This window comes from Salmonella sp. SAL04214 (assembly GCF_046550615.1).
GTDB lineage: Bacteria > Pseudomonadota > Gammaproteobacteria > Enterobacterales > Enterobacteriaceae > Salmonella > Salmonella enterica.
In genome coordinates this window covers 552,071-574,212 of the sequence record NZ_JBGDXT010000001.1, presented here as the reverse complement: position 1 = coordinate 574,212, position 22,142 = coordinate 552,071, and the positions used below count along the sequence as shown (strand labels likewise).

At 56.3% G+C, this 22,142-nt stretch carries 23 protein-coding genes; 10 read left to right on the top strand and 13 right to left on the bottom strand.

Annotation, left to right across the window (positions count from 1 at the left end):
* Positions 1-59: 59 nt before the first annotated feature.
* The 12 genes from hypF to hycA all read right to left on the bottom strand — a co-directional run bounded on the left by hypF (position 60) and on the right by hycA (position 11,909).
* Entirely contained in the window at positions 60-2,300 is a 2,241-nt protein-coding gene (gene hypF / locus ACLJQD_RS02815) for a carbamoyltransferase HypF (RefSeq protein WP_017441152.1), read from the bottom strand.
* 145 nt (positions 2,301-2,445) lie between these two features.
* Complete coding sequence (hydN, locus tag ACLJQD_RS02810; RefSeq protein ID WP_001078788.1) at positions 2,446-2,991, bottom strand: electron transport protein HydN; 546 nt, start codon at positions 2,989-2,991, stop codon at positions 2,446-2,448.
* Positions 2,992-3,191: 200 nt separating this feature from the next.
* On the bottom strand, positions 3,192-4,001 hold the full coding sequence (locus tag ACLJQD_RS02805; RefSeq protein ID WP_017441151.1) for a hypothetical protein: 810 nt from the start codon (positions 3,999-4,001) through the stop codon (positions 3,192-3,194).
* A gap of 24 nt (positions 4,002-4,025) precedes the next feature.
* Complete coding sequence (gene hycI, locus ACLJQD_RS02800; protein WP_010835030.1) at positions 4,026-4,496, bottom strand: hydrogenase maturation peptidase HycI; 471 nt, start codon at positions 4,494-4,496, stop codon at positions 4,026-4,028.
* Complete coding sequence (locus ACLJQD_RS02795) at positions 4,489-4,899, bottom strand: formate hydrogenlyase maturation HycH family protein (RefSeq protein WP_000003725.1); 411 nt, start codon at positions 4,897-4,899, stop codon at positions 4,489-4,491. The genes hycI and ACLJQD_RS02795 overlap by 8 nt, the downstream gene beginning before the upstream one ends.
* Positions 4,896-5,663, bottom strand: coding sequence for a formate hydrogenlyase subunit HycG (hycG, locus tag ACLJQD_RS02790; protein WP_000067419.1), 768 nt, complete (start codon positions 5,661-5,663; stop codon positions 4,896-4,898). Before hycG ends, ACLJQD_RS02795 begins: the two co-directional genes overlap by 4 nt.
* Positions 5,663-6,205, bottom strand: coding sequence for a formate hydrogenlyase subunit HycF (hycF, locus tag ACLJQD_RS02785; RefSeq protein WP_000493773.1), 543 nt, complete (start codon positions 6,203-6,205; stop codon positions 5,663-5,665). Before hycF ends, hycG begins: the two co-directional genes overlap by 1 nt.
* A gap of 9 nt (positions 6,206-6,214) precedes the next feature.
* The gene (hycE, locus tag ACLJQD_RS02780; RefSeq protein WP_001288155.1) at positions 6,215-7,924 is read right to left on the bottom strand and encodes a formate hydrogenlyase subunit HycE; all 1,710 of its coding nucleotides are present in this window, start codon (positions 7,922-7,924) and stop codon (positions 6,215-6,217) included.
* Positions 7,925-7,941: 17 nt separating this feature from the next.
* Positions 7,942-8,865: a respiratory chain complex I subunit 1 family protein gene (locus tag ACLJQD_RS02775; protein ID WP_000110563.1), complete on the bottom strand. Its 924-nt coding sequence runs from the start codon at positions 8,863-8,865 to the stop codon at positions 7,942-7,944.
* A 2-nt stretch (positions 8,866-8,867) separates the two neighbouring features.
* Positions 8,868-10,694, bottom strand: a complete 1,827-nt coding sequence (gene hycC, locus ACLJQD_RS02770) for a formate hydrogenlyase subunit 3 (protein ID WP_000097041.1) — start codon at positions 10,692-10,694, stop codon at positions 8,868-8,870.
* The gene (gene hycB / locus ACLJQD_RS02765) at positions 10,694-11,302 is read right to left on the bottom strand and encodes a formate hydrogenlyase subunit HycB (protein WP_001079164.1); all 609 of its coding nucleotides are present in this window, start codon (positions 11,300-11,302) and stop codon (positions 10,694-10,696) included. The genes hycC and hycB overlap by 1 nt, the downstream gene beginning before the upstream one ends.
* Positions 11,303-11,447: 145 nt before the next feature.
* Positions 11,448-11,909 (bottom strand): formate hydrogenlyase regulator HycA, encoded by a 462-nt coding sequence (gene hycA, locus ACLJQD_RS02760; protein ID WP_000158075.1) that lies wholly within the window; start codon positions 11,907-11,909, stop codon positions 11,448-11,450.
* Positions 11,910-12,118: 209 nt separating this feature from the next.
* Between hycA and hypA the strand changes: the two genes are divergently transcribed.
* From hypA to flhA, 6 genes are all read left to right on the top strand, one after another.
* Positions 12,119-12,475, top strand: a complete 357-nt coding sequence (gene hypA, locus ACLJQD_RS02755; RefSeq protein ID WP_000544461.1) for a hydrogenase maturation nickel metallochaperone HypA — start codon at positions 12,119-12,121, stop codon at positions 12,473-12,475.
* Between the two features lie 68 nt (positions 12,476-12,543).
* Positions 12,544-13,416, top strand: coding sequence for a hydrogenase nickel incorporation protein HypB (gene hypB / locus ACLJQD_RS02750; RefSeq protein ID WP_000337640.1), 873 nt, complete (start codon positions 12,544-12,546; stop codon positions 13,414-13,416).
* The gene (gene hypC / locus ACLJQD_RS02745) at positions 13,407-13,679 is read left to right on the top strand and encodes a hydrogenase 3 maturation protein HypC (protein ID WP_000334871.1); all 273 of its coding nucleotides are present in this window, start codon (positions 13,407-13,409) and stop codon (positions 13,677-13,679) included. The genes hypB and hypC overlap by 10 nt, the downstream gene beginning before the upstream one ends.
* Positions 13,679-14,800 (top strand): hydrogenase formation protein HypD, encoded by a 1,122-nt coding sequence (hypD, locus tag ACLJQD_RS02740; protein ID WP_001212962.1) that lies wholly within the window; start codon positions 13,679-13,681, stop codon positions 14,798-14,800. Before hypC ends, hypD begins: the two co-directional genes overlap by 1 nt.
* Positions 14,797-15,807 (top strand): hydrogenase expression/formation protein HypE, encoded by a 1,011-nt coding sequence (gene hypE, locus ACLJQD_RS02735; RefSeq protein ID WP_017441150.1) that lies wholly within the window; start codon positions 14,797-14,799, stop codon positions 15,805-15,807. The genes hypD and hypE overlap by 4 nt, the downstream gene beginning before the upstream one ends.
* Before the next feature lie 218 nt (positions 15,808-16,025).
* Positions 16,026-18,104, top strand: coding sequence for a formate hydrogenlyase transcriptional activator FlhA (gene flhA, locus ACLJQD_RS02730; protein WP_001728891.1), 2,079 nt, complete (start codon positions 16,026-16,028; stop codon positions 18,102-18,104).
* Positions 18,105-18,165: 61 nt separating this feature from the next.
* Here flhA and ACLJQD_RS02725 read toward each other — a convergent pair whose 3' ends face one another.
* A complete protein-coding gene (locus tag ACLJQD_RS02725; RefSeq protein WP_001117944.1) occupies positions 18,166-18,510 on the bottom strand; it encodes a nitrous oxide-stimulated promoter family protein in 345 nt (114 codons plus the stop codon).
* Positions 18,511-18,691: 181 nt separating this feature from the next.
* On the opposite strand from ACLJQD_RS02725, the gene sitA reads away from it, so the two are divergent.
* From sitA to sitD, 4 genes are read left to right on the top strand one after another with little or no spacing between them, the layout of a single operon-like run.
* Positions 18,692-19,609: an iron/manganese ABC transporter substrate-binding protein SitA gene (gene sitA / locus ACLJQD_RS02720; protein WP_000182930.1), complete on the top strand. Its 918-nt coding sequence runs from the start codon at positions 18,692-18,694 to the stop codon at positions 19,607-19,609.
* Positions 19,606-20,427: an iron/manganese ABC transporter ATP-binding protein SitB gene (sitB, locus tag ACLJQD_RS02715; protein WP_000083153.1), complete on the top strand. Its 822-nt coding sequence runs from the start codon at positions 19,606-19,608 to the stop codon at positions 20,425-20,427. Before sitA ends, sitB begins: the two co-directional genes overlap by 4 nt.
* A complete protein-coding gene (gene sitC, locus ACLJQD_RS02710) occupies positions 20,424-21,284 on the top strand; it encodes an iron/manganese ABC transporter permease subunit SitC (RefSeq protein ID WP_001104336.1) in 861 nt (286 codons plus the stop codon). The genes sitB and sitC overlap by 4 nt, the downstream gene beginning before the upstream one ends.
* Entirely contained in the window at positions 21,275-22,123 is an 849-nt protein-coding gene (sitD, locus tag ACLJQD_RS02705; protein ID WP_000480209.1) for an iron/manganese ABC transporter permease subunit SitD, read from the top strand. The genes sitC and sitD overlap by 10 nt, the downstream gene beginning before the upstream one ends.
* Positions 22,124-22,142: the final 19 nt, after the last annotated feature.

Genomic DNA, 22,142 nt, shown 5'->3' with positions numbered 1-22,142 from the left:
CGGCCTACGAGTGAGCATCTGTTTACAGGCCGAATAAGGCGCAGCCGCCATCCGGTGCCCTACACTTCCCTTAATGCTCGCGCTGCGGCAATCACGCCCTGTCCAAACGACAGCCCGCCGTCGCCCGCCGGTAACCGCTGCGGAAATAACAATTTAAAATCAGAAAGATAAAAGGCAAGACGCGCGCGCAGTAAGCGGTTGTGTATCACCCCGCCGCTGAAGACCAGAGTGGTTATCCCCCGCGCCGTAGCCTGCTGGCGCATTAGCGTGGCAAACCCGCACGCCAGCGCATCATGAAAAGCCCAGGCGCGTTGCGCGGGCGTGGCCTGCCAGTTCAACCATTGCCGCCAGAAAACAGCGACGTCCAGTTGAGCGCCGTTAAGCGGCATCGTTACCGGATGCTCAACGTTAGCGCATTGAGAGGCCAGCGCCTCCAGCGCGCAGGCGGCCTCGCCCTCATAGCTAAGCGATGCTGGCGCGCAGCGAAGCGCGGCAGCCACCGCGTCGAACAACCTCCCGCAGGAAGAGGCCAACGGGGCATTGACGCCGCGCTCAATGGCACGCGCCAGGACATTCCAGTTTTGCTGTTGCAGCCCCGCTGTCTCCGGATAATCCTGCCAGTCCGGCACAAAGCGCAGGCACTGCGCCAACAGATTACGCCACGGCTGTTTGGCAGCCAGATCGCCTCCCGGCAGCGCCACGGCGGGTAAACCGCCTAAATGTTTGCATTCGCGATAATTGACCCGCAAACATTCTCCGCCCCATAGCGCGCCATTCTCGCCCATGCCGATACCGTCTACCGTCAGGGCAATCACCTCTCCGCCGTCCAGCGGCCAACCATGCTCGGCCAGGCAAGCCGCCGCATGGGCATGATGGTGTAACACCGTCTCTGTCGGTAGACGCATCTCACTGGCCCACTGACTGGAAACATAGCCCGGATGCGCATCACAGACGATACGCTCTGGGGTAAAATCGTAGATTGACTGGATCAAACGCAATGCCTCGCGCCACTGCGCCTGGATACCGTCATCGCTGAGATCGCCCAAATGTTGGCTGACAACCGCCTGTTCGCCGCGTACCAGACAGAACGTGTTTTTCAGATCCGCGCCCAGACAAAGTATCGGCGGCACATCGCGAAATCCGGGCGGCAACGCAATCGCGTCCGGCACGTATCCCCGCGAACGACGCAGCATTTCGCCGCTGTCGCGCACGACAGAGTCGTCCATGCGCTGAACAATGTCGCGATTGTGCAACAAAAAACCATCGGCAATATCGTGTAAATCGTCCAGCGCCTGTTCGTTGGTGATGGCGGGCGGTTTGCCGCTCAGGTTGCCGGATGTCATCACCAGCGGGTAATTGAGCTCCTGCAACAAGAGGTGTTGCAATGGGTTGGCTGGCAGCATCACACCCACCTCCGTAAGTCCTGGCGCGATGCCCTCACTCAGCGAAGGTACATACTGCTTATCCACCAGTACAATCGGGGCCGCTGGCGTGGTCAGCAGCGAACGCGCCGCGGTCGGCAGCGTTTGCGCCGTGGGCAACATCACCGCCAATGGTTTCGCCGGGCGATGTTTACGCGCCCGCAGCATCGCCACTGCGTTATCGTTGCGCGCGTCGCAGGCCAGATGAAAACCACCCAGCCCTTTAACGGCAATAATGCCTCCGGCGTTCAGTTGGGCGACCGCCGCCTGCAAAGCCGCCTCTTTTTCCGCTCGTTCATGTTGGCTCCGCCACTCAAGATGCGGCCCGCATGACGGACAGGCAACGGGCTGGGCATGAAAACGGCGATCGTACGGATCGCGGTATTCGCTGTCGCATTCCGGACACAAGGGAAACGCCGCCATCACCGTAAATGGCCGGTCGTAGGGCATAGCGCGAATAATGGTGAAGCGTGGTCCGCAGTGGGTGCAATTGATGAAAGGATAACGGTAGCGCCGCTCGCCTGGGGTATTCATCTCGGCAAGACATGCCGGGCAGGTCGCCGCATCCGGCACGATTTGCGTGTTCATCGAACCGCCTGCGCTCTGACGAATGGCGAAATCCGTCGGTGCGCGCTCCCATATCAACGACGCGTGTTCAACGCTGTCAATGCGCGCCAGCGGCGGGCAATCCTGATAGAGCGCGGCAATAAATTGCGACGGCTCTTCCAGCAGCCGAACGACGACGCCGTCGCCGTCATTACACACGTCGCCGTGTAATCGCAACTGCTGCGCCAGCTGCCAGACAAAAGGACGAAAACCGACGCCCTGTACTTTGCCCCGAATGCGTAGCTGTACGCCGGAAGGTGTGTCTATCGCCATCTTATTTTCCCGCCATCATCGAACCCGGATGCCTGATGGCGCGACGCTTATCAGGCCTACAACCGCACGGACCGTAGACCGGATAAGGCATTGATGCCGCCATCCGGCAATGCTTTGTGGCGTATTCTACGCGCAATCGCAGAAATCAGAAAAGCAGCGATGCCGTTGAATCCAGCGCTGCACGACGGCGTTTTTCCGCGCTCAGCTGTTCAAGCTTATTGCGGTCCACGCAGATGAGGGCGTGCGTTGGGCAAGCGGCCATACAGGCCGGACCGGCTTCACGGTGGTGACACAGATCGCACTTGTTGGCTTCGGCTTTTTCGGCACGCACGTTCAGCCCCGCGCCGCTATTGCGAATCACCGGACGTACCACCACTTCCATGGCGCCGTAAGGACATGCCACTACGCAAGTTTTACAGCCAATGCAGCGTTCCTGCATCACATGAACAAAGCCTTTGTCACGGCTGATGGCGCCATTCGGGCAAACGTTGGCGCACGGCGCGTCTTCACACTGGCGACACAGCGTTGCCGTGGAAACGTTCACGCCTTTGATGACATGGATACGAGGTAAAAAGGTTTCAGGGGTCAGCGATGCGCAATCCTGATTTTCCTGATGGGATACGACGCAAGCCACTTCACAGGTACGGCAACCAATGCACTTACTCGCGTCTGCAATGATGAAACGGTTCATCAAATTCTCCAGCAATAACAGATGATGTGCCGATATATACACGAATCGTGCCAATTTTTATTTCATTGTTATTTAAGAATATTATTTCTATTTTCGTGAGCATTTACGTGTCATCGTCACAAGTGTCGATGACACGTAATGTCGCCAGTGGTGGTCAAGATTTGCAGTGATAGCCAGCCAACTCTGCACCGCAACTGGCATCAATCCTGATTAACGCCTGGCAATACGTTACCGCGTATTAAACAGCGCTGCGTAAGGGAAAGATCGTCCGTTTGCGGATTCCTTCCGGCAATAGGTTTGATAATTAATTTACGGCCAGGATAGTGATTAAAACGGGTCAGCGCCGGATAACTCAACCGGCCAAACCAGCCGTGTACGCGCTGCCAGCGGGCGTCCTTCACCTGATATAAATTGGTTATCCAGTAGCCTGAGTCAAACTGCATATCCAACAGTTGCGTGCGCCCATTGCCCTGTAAATCAAGCAAATCATCGACGCCAGTATCGCTGGCGGTATAAAACCCCCACGGTTCAAAGACGCAGGGGCGGCCATTCTTGAGAAAGGTGAAAATGATGTATTGCGCGCTCGGCGCCAGGCCCAACCCAGGATTGCCCAACCAGATAACCAGATCCTGAATGCCGTTACGATCGAGGTCAGCGCGATAAAATTGCGCATTACCCGCCAAATTAATCAGCATTCCCACCGGGACAACCCACGAATTACCGGCTCTGTCTTTTCCGCTAATCCGCCATTCGTTATCTTTTTTCGGCTCCGGCAGTAGCGTCACGCCACTGACTCCGACCTGGCGAAAATGCCAGGTCTGGTCAGGCGATACAGAATAAGGCAGGGTCAACAGCGGCTTCAGCGCACGCTTTTGCGCATATTCACCGTCGCTCATCGGCAGGTAACCGACAAAACCGGTGGCCAGTGCGCGCGCGGCGAGGCAGAAAAATAGCAGTCCGCTCCATACGATAATCTTCACGTCCTTCTTACCGCCTATGCCGGGTAACACAAATCCGTCCAATGGGTACGCATTTTACGCCTCCGGCGCTTCCAGCGCGGCAAATCCGCCGTTTCCCTGCCAGCCTTCCAGACGCTGATAGACAGTGTTTACCGCGTCCTTAATCGGTTGAGTCATCGGATAATAAAACCCGACGATATCCGGCTGGATACCAACAAAAATCACCTCGCCGACATCCTCTTTGAGCTGATCGATAAGGTAGTTGAGCGGCATATTGTGGGTGGTCATCATAAACATTTCGGCGATATCATCCGGATCGATAATGCGGATCTCGCCCGGATTAAGTCCCATGTCGGTGGCGTCGACAATCAACAGACGCTGCGGGCGCAGTTCGCGAATCGCCACAATGTCGTTTTCCGGCGCGCTGCCGCCATCGATGACAACCCAGTTGCCCTTCGGCTGCGCCGCGCACATTTCCGCCAGTAACGGGCCTGCGCCGTCGTCGCCCATCATGCTGTTGCCGACACAGAGTAAAACGTCAGTCACGAAGCCTCCTCACCATCAGGTAGATGGCGCTTTCCTGATGAATGTCATGCAGCATACTGAGCATCAGTTTGCTCCATTCTTGCTGCTGCGGGGTCTGCGCGGCGCGCGCCTCATCAAACGCGCGCGCCAGCATTTGCACATGGTTGAAATCGATGACGATCTCGCCATACTTCGGCACGCCTTCCATTTTACGCCGGGCATCGCTACCGGCTTCCAGGGTGGCGATCCACGCCAGATACTCATCCCATGGGCAGGTGAGCGCGGCCTCCAGGCAATCGATAACCCCCAGGTGGTGACCAATCGCCAGGCTGTAATAGACAACCTGCTGCGCCTCGGCAGGCGTCGCATCGTTCTCATCAATAAACTTACGGCTCAGTTGACTGAACACCACCTGTTCGCTCATCGGATACGCGCCTCTTCAACAACATGATTGAGATGGGTGACAATTTCGGTTAAACGCGGATCGTTTTCCGCTTCCAGCCAACGCGCCACTTGCTGCTCGCCCTGCCCCAACTGTGTCAGGTAATCATCGGCGATCTGACGACCATAGCGATAACCCGCCAGCCGGCGCGCCGCGCGATCCACCTTCACGCGCAGCGGCTGCACCATATCCGGATGCAGGATCTCTGCGGGCTGATCGTCCAGCTCACCCGGCGCGCGGGCGTGGATTTTCTGCTCCAGCAGGCCAAGCGCCATCGCAAAGCCATACAGCGTGGCGGCAGGCGTTGGCGGGCAGCCTGGAATATACACATCCACCGGGACGATTTTGTCGGTACCGCCCCACACGCAGTACAGATCGTGGAAAATACCGCCGCTGTTGCCGCAGGCGCCGTAAGAGATACAGATTTTTGGGTCCGGCGCCGACTGCCAGGCGCGCAGTGCCGGAGAGCGCATGGCGCGGGTCACCGCGCCGGTAAACAGCAGAATATCGGCATGACGCGGCGACGGTACCACTTTGATGCCGAAACGCTCGGCATCAAACAGCGGCGAAAGCGTCGCAAAGATTTCGATTTCACAGCCGTTACAGCCGCCGCAATCCACGCGGTAAACGTATGCCGAACGCTTAATATTTTTCAGTAGAGACGCCTTCATGCTGGCGATGGATTCATCCACCGTCATCGGTACCGGAATGCCGTTGGCGTCACGCGGGCCTAATAAATTGCTCATTAGCTGACCTCTTTCATATGGCGAGTCAGTTCAATACGGTCGGACGGCACCAGGCATTTCTGACGCTTACAGTCCGGGCAGGTCTCAAAGCTTTCGCGATGGTTTTCCGCGCGGCTGTCGCCGTTGTGCGCAAGCAGCGCAATGGCGTAGTCAATCTCTTTCTGTACGGCGAAAGGACGATTGCACACGCGGCAGTTGCACAGCGCAAAGCGGGACTGTTGCAGGAAATCTTCTTTCTTCCACACTGCCAGTTCGTACTCTTGCGACAGTTTGATCGCCGCCGTCGGGCACACCTCTTCGCAGCGGCCGCAGAAGATGCAGCGGCCAAGATTGAATTGCCACGCCAGCTCATTGGTCGCAAGTAAGGTTTCCACCGTCAGCGCGTTCGACGGGCAGGCATTAACGCAGGCGGCGCAGCCGATGCACTGCTGCGGATTATGTTCCGGCTTGCCGCGGAAGTTTTTATCAACCGCAATCGGCTCCAGCGGATAAGACGAGGTCGCCGTGCCGGTTTTGATAACTTTTTTGATAAAGGTAAACATGGCGATTCCTTATTTCAGCGGCGAGTTTTTACGCTCAATGCTGTAGCGCTCAAGTTCTTTGTACGGCACGACTTTGCTCTTCTTCTTACGCACATCGACCACGGTCATCCGGTCGGTACAGGAGTAGCAAGGGTCGAGGCTGCCGATAATCAGCGGCGCATCGGAGACGGTGTTGCCGCGCAGCATATAGCGCAGCGTCGGCCAGTTGGCGTAGGTCGCCGCACGACAGCGCCAGCGGTACAGCTTCTGGTTGTCGCCGGTCATGCTCCAGTGGATATCATCGCCACGCGGCGCTTCAGCAAAGCCGAGCGCAAAACGGTGCGGAATATAGGTAAAGCCTTCCACCATCAGCGGGCCGCCCGGCAGATTATCCAGACCGAAATCGATCATATTCAGCGAGGTGTAAACTTCGTTGATACGGACTTTCAGACGAGAAATCACATCGCAGCCCTGCTCGCTATGTACTTCCATCGGCAGTAGACCGTAGCCGACAAACGGGTGGTCGGCGCGGGTGTCGCGGGCGTGGCCGCTGGCGCGCACCATCGGGCCGACATTACTGAAGTCGCGGGCAATTTCCGGGTCCAGACGGCCGATACCCACGGTACGCTGTTCCATATTCGGCGTGCTCAGCAGCATGTCCACCAGCTCCTGCACGTCACGACGCATCTGCTGCGCCAGTTGACGGGTCTGGATCATGTCCTCTTTGAGCAGATCGCGGCGAATCCCGCCGATCAGGTTCAGACCGTAAGTTTTGCGCGCCCCGGTAAGGATCTCCGCCATCTTCATGGAGGTTTCACGCACGCGGAAGAACTGCATAAAGCCGGAGTCAAAGCCGGTAAAGTGGCAGGCGAGGCCTAGGTTCAGCAGGTGCGAGTGCAGGCGTTCCACTTCCAGCAGAATGGCGCGGATCATCTGCGCACGCTCCGGCACCTGAATGCCCATCGCGTTTTCCACGGAAGTGGTGTAGGCAGTGCTGTGGGCGAAGCCGCAGATACCACACACGCGATCCGACAGGAAGGTGACTTCGTTATAACCCATGCGGGTTTCCGCCAGTTTTTCCATACCACGGTGGACGTAGAACAGGCGGTAGTCGGCGTCGATAATGTTTTCGCCATCGACGAACAGACGGAAGTGGCCCGGTTCATCGGAAGTAACATGCAGCGGGCCAATCGGCACCACGTTATTTTTCTTGTCACCCAGCTCGTTAATGAACTCGTAGGTTTCCGCATCGGTGGTCGGCGCCGGGCGCTGACGATAATCCATGCTGTCTTTACGCAGCGGATAGAGTTCATCCGGCCAGTCGTCCGGCAGCACCAGACGGCGCTCGTCCGGCAGACCGACCGGGATTAAACCGTACATGTCGCGTACTTCGCGCTCACCCCACACGGCAGCCGGTACGCGCGGCGTAACGGATGGGAATTCCAGCTTATTGGCATCCACTTCAACGCGGACGGTAATCCAGCACTTCGTGCCCTGCTCCATCGACAGCACGTAATAAACGGCATAGTGGCCGCACAACTGGCGTTCGTCATTACCGAACAGCACCGACAGCCACCCACCCTGCTGGTAGTAAAGAAACTCCACCACTTCCGGCAGATAGTTTACTTTCACCGTAATAGTCAGCTGATCTTTGGTCTGCCAGGCTTCGTCCAGCACGACGCCCGGAAACGCCTGGTGCAGCGCCGCAAGGTATTGTTGACCTAATTTTTCTTCAGACATGCTCAAACTCTCTTAAATCACGCCGCCAGCAAGGAGACGAAGGCTAAAAACGCAAACCCAAAACCGGCCCAGGTCACGCGTGAAGTGGCGCAAAAACGCAGTCGCGCCATGCTGTTTTCAAACAGGGCGATCACCAGTACGCCGACAATCAGCTTGACGACGGCAATCACCAGCGCCAGCAACAGTCCGCCTGCGCTGAAGGTTTCCATTTGTCCCCACGGCAGAAACACGCCGACAAACATTTGCAGCACCACCAGTTGTTTCAGGCTGATGCCCCATTTCAGCACCGCAAAGCCGCTACCGCTGTATTCGGTCAACGGCCCTTCCTGCAACTCCTGCTCCGCTTCCGCCAGGTCGAACGGCAGCTTGCCCATTTCGATAAAGGTGGCGAAGGCGCAGGCGCACAGCGCCAGAATCAGCGGAATACTGCGCGCGACAGGCCAGTGATAAATGGTGTCGGCGATATTGCTGATATGAGTTGAACCCGCCACCTGCGCGGCGACCCACAGACCCAGCAGCAGAATCGGCTCCACCAGCACGCCGAGCATCGCTTCACGGCTGGCGCCGATCGCGGTGAACGGACTGCCGGTATCCAGGCCTGCAATAGAGAAGAAGAAGCGCGCAATCGCGAACAGGTAAATCAGGGTGATTAAATCACCCAGTTGCGGCAACGGAGATCCAACGGTGACGACCGGCAGCGCGGTGGCGATAGTCAGCATCACGCCGACCATCACAAACGGCGTCAGGCGAAAAACCCAGCCGGAATCAGCGGGCGCAATACTCTGACGACCGAGCAGTTTGATAATGTCGCGGTACTCCTGCAACACGCCCGGCCCTCGGCGATTGTGTAGACGGGCGCGCGCCACGCGAGTAATACCGGACAGCAATGGCGCAACGGCAAATAGCACCAGCGCCTGAATTAACGGATAAAACACACTCATTTTCAGGCTCCTCGTGAAACCACAATCACCACCAGCACCGCCAGCTCAATCAGCGCCAGACGACGGAACAGCACCGCGGCCGCCGCGTTCTGCCAGCCCGGTACCAGCGATACCGGGTTAAGCCATTTACGCAGTTTGAGTACCGGGGCAAAGGCCTCTTTCACCGGCATGGCGAAACCGTGCGCGGTAATCACCATCGACTGCTCATGGTCGTAGCCGCACACCCAGGCCGCGCCGCGAGAACGCGACGGCAGACGGTTGCCTTTGAACATCGCCATAATGATGAACGGCAGTAGCGGACAGGCGACCAACAGCAGCGTGATCATCGGCTGCGATACGGTGGTGTGCGCGGTTTCCAGCGGCAACGGTACCGCAGTGGAAATCATCGGCAGCAGCCACGGCGCGGCAACCCCGCCCAGTACACAGCAAATCGCCAATGCCACCACGCTGACGCCCATCAGGATCGGCGCGCAGCTGGCATTTTCAGCTTCCTTCGTGCGCGGCGCGCCAAGGAACGTCACGCCATACACTTTCGCCATACACATCACCGCCAGCGCGCCGGTAATCGCCAGGCCAACCGCCAGCAGCGGTCCTAACAGACGACCAACAAATGCGCCGCTGTTGCCCAGTTTGAAGAAGGACTGGTAAATCACCCACTCGCCGGCAAAGCCGTTCAGCGGCGGCAGCGCCGCCATCGCCATCAGACCGACCAGCATGGCGATAGAAATAACCGGCATCCGTTTACCAATACCGCCCAGTTTTTCGATATCGCGATGACCGGTACGGAACCAGATGCTGCCCGCGCCCAGAAACAGCACGCTTTTGAACAGGCTATGGTTCAGCAGGTGATAGAGCCCGCCGGTCAGACCCAGCGCGATCAGTACCGGCTGATTGAGAGCAATCCCGGTAACGCCTGCGCCCAGACCGAGCAAAATGATGCCGATATTTTCCAGCGTGTGATAGGCCAGCAGGCGCTGAATGTTATGCTCCATCAGCGCGTACAAACCACCGACAAAGGCGGTGATCATCCCAAGCACCAACAGCGCCACGCCCCACCACAGCGGCGCATTGCCGCCAAGCAGAGATAGCGTGAGAATGCCCAGCAGCCCGATTTTCATCACCACGGTCGAGAACAGCGCGGCGGCGGGAGCGCTGGCGTTGGCGTGCGCCTGCGGCACCCAACCGTGTAGCGGGATAATCCCGGCCAGCAGACCAAAACCGATCACGCCGAGCAGCCAGATATCGGAGCCCAGCGGCAGTTGCTGAGCGCGTTGATCCAGCAGCCCCAGATCCAGCGTGCCGTAGCGCTGCCACACCAGCCAGCAGGCGATTGCCAGCAGCAGCGTACCGAGACGGCCCAGCGCAAACCACAGTTTGCCCTCTTTGCTACCGCCGGTGAGGAACACGGCGCAGAGCGCCATGATTTCCGCCATCACCACCATCGTCCCCAGATTACTGGCGACCACGGCGCAGACGGCTGCCGCCATCAGCAGGTTGATCAACAGTCCGTTGGCTTTTACCTGTGGATGGCGATGCCAGTCGATATTGAACAGGCTGACGAACAGACCGCACAGCCCCAGCGTAATCAGCCAGATAGCATTCAGCGGCGTAATTTGCAGCATGTGACCGGTAAACGGCATCACGCCGCTCACCGTAACGGCGCTGGTCAGTGCGGTGAACCCCGCGCCAGCCGTACACAGGCTGCCGACCGCGCCGCCGATACCGGCAATCCAGCCGCTCAGCGCTTTATGAAACGAAAACAGAAACGCCAGAACGGCGGCGGCGGCAAACCACGCGACGCCGCTAGTAATCAGTGAAAGTGAACTCATTATGCATCCCCACTCTGAGCCTGCTGAAACAAGGTGAGATCGCCAAAATCGGTATTAAACGTCAGCTCACGTTTACGTTTGCTGGCGCGGGCGATATCCGTGTTCTCCACCAGGTGTAGCGCTTTAGTCGGGCACATCCGCACACAGGCCGGGCCTTGCTCGTCAAAGCTGCACAGGTCGCATTTCACCGCGATAGCGCGTACGCCCGGCACCCAGTCGAGCAACGTACTGACGCGTGCAGGCGCTGGCGGCGCGGGTGGCGCTTTCGGCGTATTGGCGTTCGCTGGAATATGCAGCGGACGGCTGCCGGAAAACTCAATAGCGCCAAACGGACAGGCAATACCGCACAGTTTGCAGCTCACGCACAGGCTTTCATTAAGCTGGACAGCGCCGTCAACGCGATTAATCGCGTTAACCGGGCATACCGTGGCGCATGGCGCATCTTCACAGTGGTGACAAAGCTGCGGCGCAGATTCTTTTTCATTCAGCATCACTTTCAGGCGCGGCATTGACTGCAGGCCATGCTGGCGATGCGTCTCTGAACAGGCGGCCTCACAGGTGTGGCAGCCGATACAGAGAGTGGAGTCAGCAATTACAAAACGATTCACCAGGCATTCCTCAGGTGATTGTCATTTTTGACGAAAACATGCCGTTGAAATGTCATTTTCGACACTTATCGACACGCCCATCCCCAAAACATTCATGACATGGCGCAACGCCACATCGCGAATCAAAGCGGGCAACGCCTCAGGCTTATACCGCCGGGCTGTTTCCCTTTACCAATTGACGCAAATTAACCGGCGAGTTGGTTTCTACAGCGGTATAGAGGCTGTCGTAAACGCTGGCGATTTTTTCCAGATAGTGCTCCAGCACCTGCTCGCGATCGCGGTTGTTAACCCGTTCATCAACCTTGCCGTCGATATCGAGCTGCGCCTGTGCAATCAATTGCTTATCTTCGCCATCTTTGGTTTCAACGTAGTACTCAATGGTGTGGCTGTTAAAACCATCCGCCAACGCGACGTAAATACGAAAGTGCTCAAACAGGACAAAGCAAAGATCCCTTTCCGGCGCGCAGCTCATTGCGTGATGCAGGCGCGCTTTCGAGAGGGTGATCCCCTGAACCAGCGAGTTGCAGTAAATATGCCACTGGTCCTGTAGGCGACGATGCCGTTGCGCGATGTAATCGGCCTTTTCGCTTATTTCCCAAATAGTCATGTCAGGTTACCCGTTTAACAGAGATGCCTGCGTTAAGCATTTTCCATGCCAATTTTTAACTTATTGTTTTTAATAGCAGACGAGCGCAGTTACTGCCGTTTCGACGCGGTGACGACATGTCATTTCGTCATCGTCGACATTAACCTGCCAGGGGATAAAAATATTGGCATAAATATTGCTTTACAGGGGCAACCACTACGGGAGGCGATATGCACGAAATCACCCTCTGCCAACGGGCACTGGAATTGATTGAACAACAGGCTTCAGCATACGGTGCAAAACGTGTGACAGCCGTCTGGATCAAAATTGGCGCATTTTCTTGCGTGGAAACCAGCGCTCTTTCCTTTTGTTTTGATCTGGTATGCCGCGGCACGATAGCAGAAGGTTGTAAACTGCACCTCGAAGAACAGGAAGCCGAATGCTGGTGTGAGCATTGTCAACAATATGTCACGTTGTTAACCCACCGTGTACGTCGTTGTCCGCAATGTCATAGCGATACGCTGCGAATTGTGGCCGATGACGGCTTACAAATTCGGCGCATAGAGATTGATGAAACTGAAGATTAATGCCGGATAGACGCTCGCGTCGCCATCCGGCAGAAAGCCTGTAACAAGAAAAAGATCAGGAGTAAGCGATGTGTACGACTTGCGGTTGCGCTGAAGGCAACCTTTATATAGAAGGCGATGAACATAATCCGCACTCAGCGTTTCGTAGCGCGCCCTTTGCCCCAGCGGCTCGCCCGGCGCTGAATATTACCGGCATTAAAACGCCTGACTTTGCCCCAAGTCAGACCGCAGAAGGCGATCTGCATTACGGCCACGGCGAAGCCGGAACCCACGCGCCTGGTATGAGTCAGCGGCGGATGCTGGAGGTTGAAATCGACGTGCTGGACAAAAATAATCGTCTGGCTGAGCGCAACCGCGCCCGTTTCGCCGCCCGCCAGCAACTGGTGCTCAACCTGGTGTCCAGCCCCGGGTCCGGTAAAACCACCCTGCTGACCGAAACGCTGATGAAATTGAAAGACCGTGTACCGTGCGCGGTGATTGAAGGCGACCAGCAGACAGTGAACGACGCCGCCCGCATCCGCGCTACCGGCACGCCCGCCATTCAGGTCAACACCGGTAAAGGCTGCCATCTTGACGCGCAAATGATCGCCGACGCCGCGCCGCGCCTGCCGCTGGATGACCGCGGTATTCTGTTTATCGAAAACGTCGGTAATCTTGTCTGCCCGGCCAGCTTCGATCTGGGCGAAAAGCATAAAGTCGCAGTGCTTTCCGTGACCGAAGGTGAAGATAAGCCGCTGAAATATCCTCATATGTTTGCCGCTGCGTCGCTCATGCTGCTCAATAAAGTCGATCTGCTGCCCTACCTCAATTTTGACGTTGAGAAGTGCATCGCCAGCGCGCGTGAAGTGAACCCGGAGATTGAAATTATCCTGATTTCCGCCACCAGCGGCGAAGGCATGGATCAGTGGCTGGCCTGGCTGGAGGCGCAGCGATGTGCATAGGCGTGCCGGGTCAAATCCGCGCCATTGACGGCAATCAGGCAAAAGTTGACGTCTGCGGCATTCAGCGCGACGTCGATCTCACATTAGTCGGCAGTTGTGATGAAAACGGTCAGCCGCGTCTGGGTCAGTGGGTGCTGGTTCATGTCGGATTCGCCATGAGCGTCATTAACGAAGCGGAAGCGCGCGACACGCTCGACGCGCTACAAAATATGTTTGATGTTGAGCCGGACGTCGGCGCACTGCTGTATGGTGAGGAGAGATAATGCGTTTTGTTGACGAGTACCGTGCGCCGGAACAGGTGATGCAGCTCATTGAACACCTGCGTGAACGCGCCGCCCTTCTTCCTTACACTGCCGAACGTCCGTTGCGCATTATGGAAGTCTGCGGGGGTCATACCCACGCAATTTTTAAATTTGGTCTCGATCAGTTACTGCCCGAAAACGTGGAGTTTATTCACGGCCCCGGTTGTCCGGTCTGCGTGCTGCCGATGGGACGTATCGACAGTTGCGTGGAAATCGCCAGCCATCCGGAGGTGATTTTCTGCACCTTTGGCGATGCCATGCGCGTGCCGGGGAAACAGGGTTCTCTGTTGCAGGCTAAAGCGCGCGGCGCGGATGTCCGTATTGTTTATTCTCCGATGGACGCGCTGAAGCTGGCGCAGGATAACCCGACCCGCAAAGTGGTATTTTTCGGGCTGGGCTTTGAAACCACCATGCCGACCACCGCCATCACGCTGCAGCAGGCAAAACAGCGTGACGTGCGAAACTTCTACTTTTTCTGCCAGCACATTACGCTGATCCCGACGCTGCGTAGCCTACTGGAGCAGCCGGACAACGGCATTGACGCCTTTCTTGCGCCAGGCCACGTCAGCATGGTCATCGGCACCGAGGCGTACCAGTTTATCGCCGCCGATTTTAATCGCCCGCTGGTGGTGGCTGGATTCGAACCGCTTGATCTACTGCAAGGCGTGGTCATGCTGGTTGAGCAGAAAATAGCGGCCCTAAGCCAGGTTGAAAACCAATACCGTCGCGTGGTGCCGGATGCCGGAAACATGCTGGCGCAGCAGGCTATCGCCGATGTGTTCTGCGTTAATGGCGATAGCGAGTGGCGCGGTCTGGGCGTGATTGAATCCTCCGGCGTCCACCTGACGCCAGAGTATCAGCGCTTTGACGCCGAAGCGCATTTCCGCCCAGCGCCACAGCAGGTCTATGACGATCCGCGCGCCCGCTGCGGCGAAGTGCTGACCGGCAGATGCAAGCCGCATCAGTGCCCGCTATTTGGTAAAACATGTAATCCAGAGACCGCGTTCGGCGCGCTGATGGTCTCTTCCGAAGGCGCATGCGCCGCCTGGTATCAGTATCGTCAGCAGGAGTGTGAAGTTTGAACAATATACAACTCGCCCACGGCAGCGGCGGCCAGGCTATGCAACAGTTGATTAATAGCCTGTTTATGGAGGCCTTTGCCAACCCGTGGCTGGCGGAACAAGAAGATCAGGCGCGTCTGGAGCTGGCGCAACTGACGGCGGAGGGCGACCGTCTGGCGTTTTCTACCGATAGCTATGTGATCGATCCGCTCTTTTTCCCCGGCGGCAATATCGGCAAACTGGCGATTTGCGGTACGGCGAACGACGTAGCGGTGAGCGGCGCGATCCCCCGCTATCTCTCCTGCGGCTTTATCCTTGAAGAAGGGCTGCCGATGGAGACGTTAAAAAGCGTGGTCAATAGCATGGCGGCGACCGCGCGGGAAGCGGGTATCGCCATTGTAACCGGCGACACCAAAGTTGTGCAGCGCGGCGCGGCGGACAAATTATTTATCAACACTGCCGGCATGGGGGCGATTCCCGCCGATATTCGCTGGGGCGCGCAAACGCTGAGCGTTGGCGATGTGCTGTTAGTCAGCGGTACGCTTGGCGATCACGGCGCCACTATCCTCAACCTGCGTGAGCAACTGGGACTGGATGGCGAGCTGGCGAGCGACTGCGCAGTATTAACGCCGCTAATTCAGACGCTGCGTCATATTGACGGAGTGAAGGCATTGCGTGACGCCACGCGCGGCGGCGTGAATGCGGTCGCCCATGAGTTTGCGGCGTCCTGCGGTTACGGTATTGAATTGTCCGAATCCGCACTGCCGCTCAAACCTGCCGTGCGCGGCGTCTGCGAGCTGTTGGGGCTGGATGCCCTGAACTTTGCCAACGAAGGAAAACTGGTGATTGCCGTTGAACGGCAGGCCGCAGATCGGGCGTTGGCGGCATTACGCGCGCATCCGCTGGGACGTGATGCAGAGCTGATTGGCGAAGTCGTGGAACGCAAAGGCGTTCGCTTAGCCGGACTCTATGGCGTGAAGCGAACCCTTGATTTGCCACACGCCGAACCATTACCTCGTATATGCTAGCAGCCTGTTGGCAGCATACTGTAGGCCGGATAAGACGCATTTGCGTCGACATCCGGCATTAACGCTGCATTAACGCCTGATGGCGCTTTGCTTATCAGGCCTACGGAGTGTGTGACCAGCGAGTTTGCGGTCAGCCATCCGGCAATAACTTACGACTTATACCTATAATTCATTTACCGTTTTCGCACCGTTTTGCGGTATTTTCCTGGAAAAGCAACATGTCGTATACACCCATGAGCGATCTTGGACAGCAAGGCTTGTTCGATATCACTCGTACCTTATTGCAGCAGCCCGATTTGGCGTCGCTCAGTGAAGCGCTTTCGCATCTGGTAAAGCGTTCAGCGCTCGCCGACAGCGCCGGCATTGTGCTATGGCAGGCGCAGTCGCAACGCGCACAATATTATGCGACGCGAGAAAATGGCCGTCCTGTTGAATATGAAGATGAAACCGTACTGGCGCACGGCCCGGTACGTCGCATCCTTTCTCGCCCCGATGCATTGCACTGTAATTTCCATGAGTTTACCGAAACCTGGCCGCAGCTTGCCGCGAGCGGCCTCTACCCTGAATTTGGTCATTACTGTCTGCTTCCTTTAGCCGCGGAGGGCCGTATTTTCGGCGGCTGCGAATTCATCCGTCAGGAAGATCGCCCCTGGAGTGAAAAGGAATATGACCGTCTGCATACGTTTACCCAAATTGTCGGCGTGGTCGCCGAGCAAATACAAAACCGGGTAAACAATAACGTCGATTATGATCTGTTGTGCCGCGAACGCGATAACTTCCGTATTCTGGTTGCGATCACCAACGCCGTCCTGTCGCGTCTGGATATTGATGAGCTGGTAAGCGAAGTCGCAAAAGAGATCCACCACTATTTCAATATCGACGCGATCAGCATCGTGTTGCGCAGTCATCGCAAAAATAAGCTGAATATCTACTCCACCCACTACCTTGATGAGCATCATCCGGCGCACGAACAGAGCGAAGTCGACGAAGCCGGCACGCTCACGGAGCGCGTCTTTAAAAGTAAAGAGATGCTGCTTATCAACCTCAACGAACGCGATCCGCTTGCCCCCTACGAACGCATGCTGTTCGATACCTGGGGCAATCAGATCCAGACGCTTTGCCTGCTGCCGTTGATGTCCGGCAAGACGATGCTTGGCGTGCTCAAACTGGCCCAGTGCGAAGAAAAAGTGTTTACCACCGCCAACCTCAAGCTGCTGCGTCAGATTGCCGAACGGGTAGCCATTGCCGTGGATAATGCGCTGGCCTATCAGGAAATCCACCGTCTGAAGGAACGCCTGGTCGACGAAAATCTGGCGCTCACGGAGCAGCTTAATAACGTCGACAGCGAGTTTGGCGAGATCATCGGACGCAGCGAAGCGATGTACAACGTGCTAAAGCAGGTTGAGATGGTGGCGCAGAGCGACAGTACCGTACTGATTCTGGGCGAAACGGGAACCGGTAAGGAGTTGATTGCCCGCGCCATTCACAACCTGAGCGGACGTAGCGGGCGCAGGATGGTAAAGATGAACTGCGCCGCGATGCCGGCGGGGCTGCTGGAAAGCGATTTGTTTGGTCATGAGCGCGGCGCGTTTACCGGCGCCAGCGCGCAGCGGATTGGCCGTTTCGAGCTGGCGGATAAAAGCTCGCTGTTTCTGGATGAAGTGGGCGACATGCCGCTGGAGCTACAGCCTAAGCTGCTGCGTGTCCTTCAGGAGCAAGAGTTTGAACGTCTCGGCAGCAATAAACTGATCCAGACCGACGTGCGGCTGATCGCCGCGACTAACCGCGATCTGAAAAAAATGGTCGCCGATCGCGAATTCCGTAACGATCTCTACTATCGGCTGAATGTATTTCCGATCCAGCTTCCTCCGTTACGCGAACGTCCGGAAGATATTCCACTGCTGGTCAAAGCGTTCACTTTCAAAATCGCCCGCCGAATGGGGCGTAATATCGACAGCATTCCCGCCGAAACGCTGCGCACGCTCAGCAGCATGGAATGGCCGGGGAACGTTCGCGAGCTGGAGAATGTCGTCGAGCGCGCCGTGCTGCTGACGCGCGGCAATGTGCTACAACTGTCGCTGCCGGATATTACCGCCGTAACGCCCGATACCTCGCCTGTTGCGACTGAAAGCGCCAAAGAAGGCGAAGATGAATATCAGCTTATTATACGCGTGCTGAAAGAGACCAATGGCGTAGTGGCTGGACCAAAAGGCGCGGCGCAGCGTCTGGGGCTTAAACGAACCACCCTGCTGTCGCGTATGAAGCGATTGGGTATTGATAAAGACGCGTTAGCGTAACGGGTTGCCGGATCTGATCCGGCCTGGAGATGATGCGCGCCGTAGGCCTGGCGCTTCCCCTTCACTTCTTGCGCTGATATTTTTCCGGCAATTCCGGAACGGGGCGCTTATCGTCGATAAGGTGCCGCACGGTCAGGACAGGATGCCGCCAAAGCATTCGCGGACCTGCCCAACGCATAATCTGCTTCATCTCCTCGCGTTTAGCCGGCTGATAGCAGTGCACCGGGCACTGCTTACAGGCGGGTTTTTCCTCGCCAAATACGCATTTATCAAGACGTTTTTGCGCGTAGGCGAACAGCGCCTCGTAATGCCCCTGCACCGCTGACGCCTGTGGGCACTGGCTTTCATACAGCGCGATCATTTTTTTGATCGTCAGTTTTTCACGAGCGATACGTTTACCAGGCATCGTGCTCTCTCCGAACATTAAGGTGTATTTATTTTACACCTTATCCCTCTTTAGCACTATCACTGCATATCGTCGCCATTTCGCAAATAAGAATTATTTTCATTTATTCATGCCTTGTGCTATATAACATAGCAAAGGCTATATTCGATGATTAATTAACCACATTGTTGCGAGGGATACTATGACGAATCTACATCGTCTGAAAACACTCCTGATTGCCGGTATTGTCGCGATACTCGCGCTATCGCCAGCCTATGCAAAAGAGAAATTTAAAGTCATCACCACGTTTACCGTTATTGCCGACATGGCGAAAAACGTGGCGGGCGACGCAGCGGAAGTCAGCTCAATTACCAAGCCCGGCGCTGAAATCCATGAGTATCAGCCAACGCCCGGCGATATTAAACGAGCGCAGGGGGCACAGCTTATCCTCGCGAATGGTCTGAACCTGGAGCGATGGTTCGCCCGCTTTTATCAGCACCTTTCCGGCGTACCGGAAGTCGTCGTCTCCACCGGCGTCAAACCGATGGGCATTACCGAAGGCCCGTATAACGGTAAACCGAACCCGCACGCCTGGATGTCGGCAGAAAACGCGCTGATTTATGTCGATAACATTCGCGACGCCCTGGTGAAGTACGATCCGGATAATGCGCAGATCTATAAGCAAAACGCCGAACGCTATAAAGCGAAAATTCGCCAGATGGCCGATCCGTTGCGTGCCGAGCTGGAAAAAATTCCCGCCGATCAGCGCTGGCTGGTCACCAGTGAAGGCGCGTTCTCTTACCTGGCGCGCGATAACGACATGAAAGAGCTTTATCTCTGGCCAATTAACGCCGATCAACAGGGGACGCCAAAACAGGTGCGTAAAGTGATTGATACCATTAAAAAGCACCATATTCCCGCCATCTTTAGCGAGAGTACGGTTTCCGATAAACCGGCCCGTCAGGTCGCGCGTGAATCCGGCGCGCATTATGGCGGCGTGCTGTATGTCGATTCTCTGAGCGCCGCTGACGGCCCTGTGCCAACCTATCTGGATCTGCTGCGCGTCACGACCGAAACCATCGTCAACGGCATTAACGACGGACTGAGGAGTCAACAATGAGTCAATCTGCGATTACCGTTGATCAAGTCACGGTGACGTATCGCAACGGTCATACCGCCCTACGGGACGCCACTTTTCAGGTGCCTGGCGGTTCAATCGCCGCGCTGGTAGGCGTAAATGGCTCCGGTAAGTCTACGTTATTTAAAGCGTTAATGGGCTTTGTGCATCTTGCGCAGGGCGATATCACTATCCTGCAACAGTCAGTCAACAAGGCGCTGAAAAAAAACCTCATTGCTTATGTTCCGCAATCGGAAGAAGTGGACTGGTCATTTCCGGTGCTGGTAGAAGATGTGGTGATGATGGGACGCTACGGCCATATGGGCTGGCTACGCCGTCCCACAGCGCATGATCACGCCTGTGTTGACGCCGCGCTGGCGCGGGTGGATATGCAAGAATATCGTCACAGGCAGATTGGCGAGCTGTCCGGCGGGCAGAAAAAACGTGTGTTTCTTGCCAGGGCCATCGCTCAGGATGGACAGGTAATCCTGTTGGATGAACCTTTTACCGGCGTGGATGTAAAAACCGAAGCGCGAATCATCGATCTACTGCGGGAACTGCGCGATGAAGGCCGCACGATGCTGGTCTCAACGCATAATCTCGGCTCCGTCACCGAGTTTTGCGACTATACGGTAATGATTAAAGGAACCGTACTGGCCAGCGGCCCTACCGAAACCACGTTTACCGCCGCGAATCTGGAACAGGCGTTTAGCGGCGTTCTACGTCATATCGCGTTAAGCGGAGGTGAAGAGCACATCATCACCGATGACGAGCGCCCCTTTATTTCCCGGCGCGTGGCCAGCGGAGGAAAATCGTCATGAACTGGCTTGTTGAGCCGTTTGGCTACCAGTATATGCTCAACGCGATGTGGGTCTCCGCGATGGTGGGCGGTCTGTGCGCGTTTCTCTCCTGCTATTTGATGCTCAAAGGCTGGTCGCTCATTGGCGATGCGCTATCTCACTCTATTGTGCCTGGCGTCGCTGGCGCCTGGATGTTAGGGCTGCCCTTCTCGCTCGGCGCGTTTCTTTCCGGCGGACTGGCGGCAGGCAGTATGCTCTTTCTTAACCAACGCTCACGCCTGAAAGAAGACGCGATTATCGGGCTTATCTTCTCCTCTTTTTTTGGCGTCGGCCTTTTTATGGTGTCGCTCAATCCGATGTCGGTGAATATCCAGACGATTATTCTCGGCAACGTGCTGGCGATCGCGCCAGCGGATATTGCGCAACTGGCGATTATCGGCGCAGTCTCGCTGACGATTCTGCTGTTAAAGTGGAAAGATCTGATGGTCGTCTTTTTCGATGAAACCCATGCGCGTTCTATCGGGCTTAATCCGGGTCGACTAAAGCTGTTGTTTTTCACTCTATTGTCCGTCTCCACCGTGGCGGCCCTGCAAACCGTTGGGGCGTTCCTGGTGATCTGTCTCGTCGTCACGCCGGGCGCGACGGCCTGGTTACTCACCGACCGTTTTCCACGTCTGCTCATGATTGCCGTCGTGATTGGCAGCCTGACCAGTTTTCTGGGCGCATGGCTTAGCTACTGGCTGGATGGCGCCACTGGCGGAATTATTGTCGTCATGCAAACCTTACTGTTCATCACGGCCTTTATTTTCGCCCCGAAACACGGTCTGTTAGCCAACCGTCGACGCGCCCGCCTGCAGAAGGAGCCGACATGTTCTTAACAACGTTACTGGAACCCTTTCAGTTTGATTTTATGGTGAACGCCCTTATGGTTTCGGTCATTGTAGCGATTCCCTGCGCCTTGCTGTCCGTGTTTTTAGTGTTAAAAGGCTGGGCGTTAATGGGCGACGCAATGAGTCATGCGGTATTCCCCGGGGTCGTGCTGGCATATATTGTGGGGATCCCCCTGGCGATTGGCGCTTTCATTGCCGGATTATTTTGCGCTATCGCGACTGGTTATCTGGACGATAACAGCCGCATCAAGCGTGATACGGTGATGGGCATCGTCTTTTCCGGGATGTTTGGCGCAGGTCTGGTGCTCTATGTTTCTATTCAATCGGAAGTGCATCTGGATCACATCCTGTTTGGGGATATGCTGGGCGTATCGCTGGGGGATATCGTACAAACGTCGGTTATTGCACTGGGTATTGCGTTAATCATAGGGCTGAAATGGAAAGATCTCCTGCTACACGCTTTTGACCCGCACCAGGCGAAAGCCAGCGGGCTGAATACCACGCTACTGCATTATGGCCTGCTATGTATGATTGCGCTGACTATCGTCGCCACGCTGAAATCGGTGGGCATTATTCTGTCGATCTCACTACTTATCGCCCCCGGCGCAATTGCCATTTTGCTGACGCGACGCTTTGCGCGCGCGCTGGGATTAGCGGTGAGTCTGTCAGTTATTACCGCTTTTGCGGGCGTCTATCTGTCTTTTTATCTTGATAGCGCGCCAGCGCCGACCATCGTGGTATTATTTGCCATCGTGTTTATTGCGGTATTTATTTACGCAACATGGCGTGACAGGCGTAATGAAATCGTACCAGAGGCGCAAGGTTAACACTTTTTTGCCTGCTATT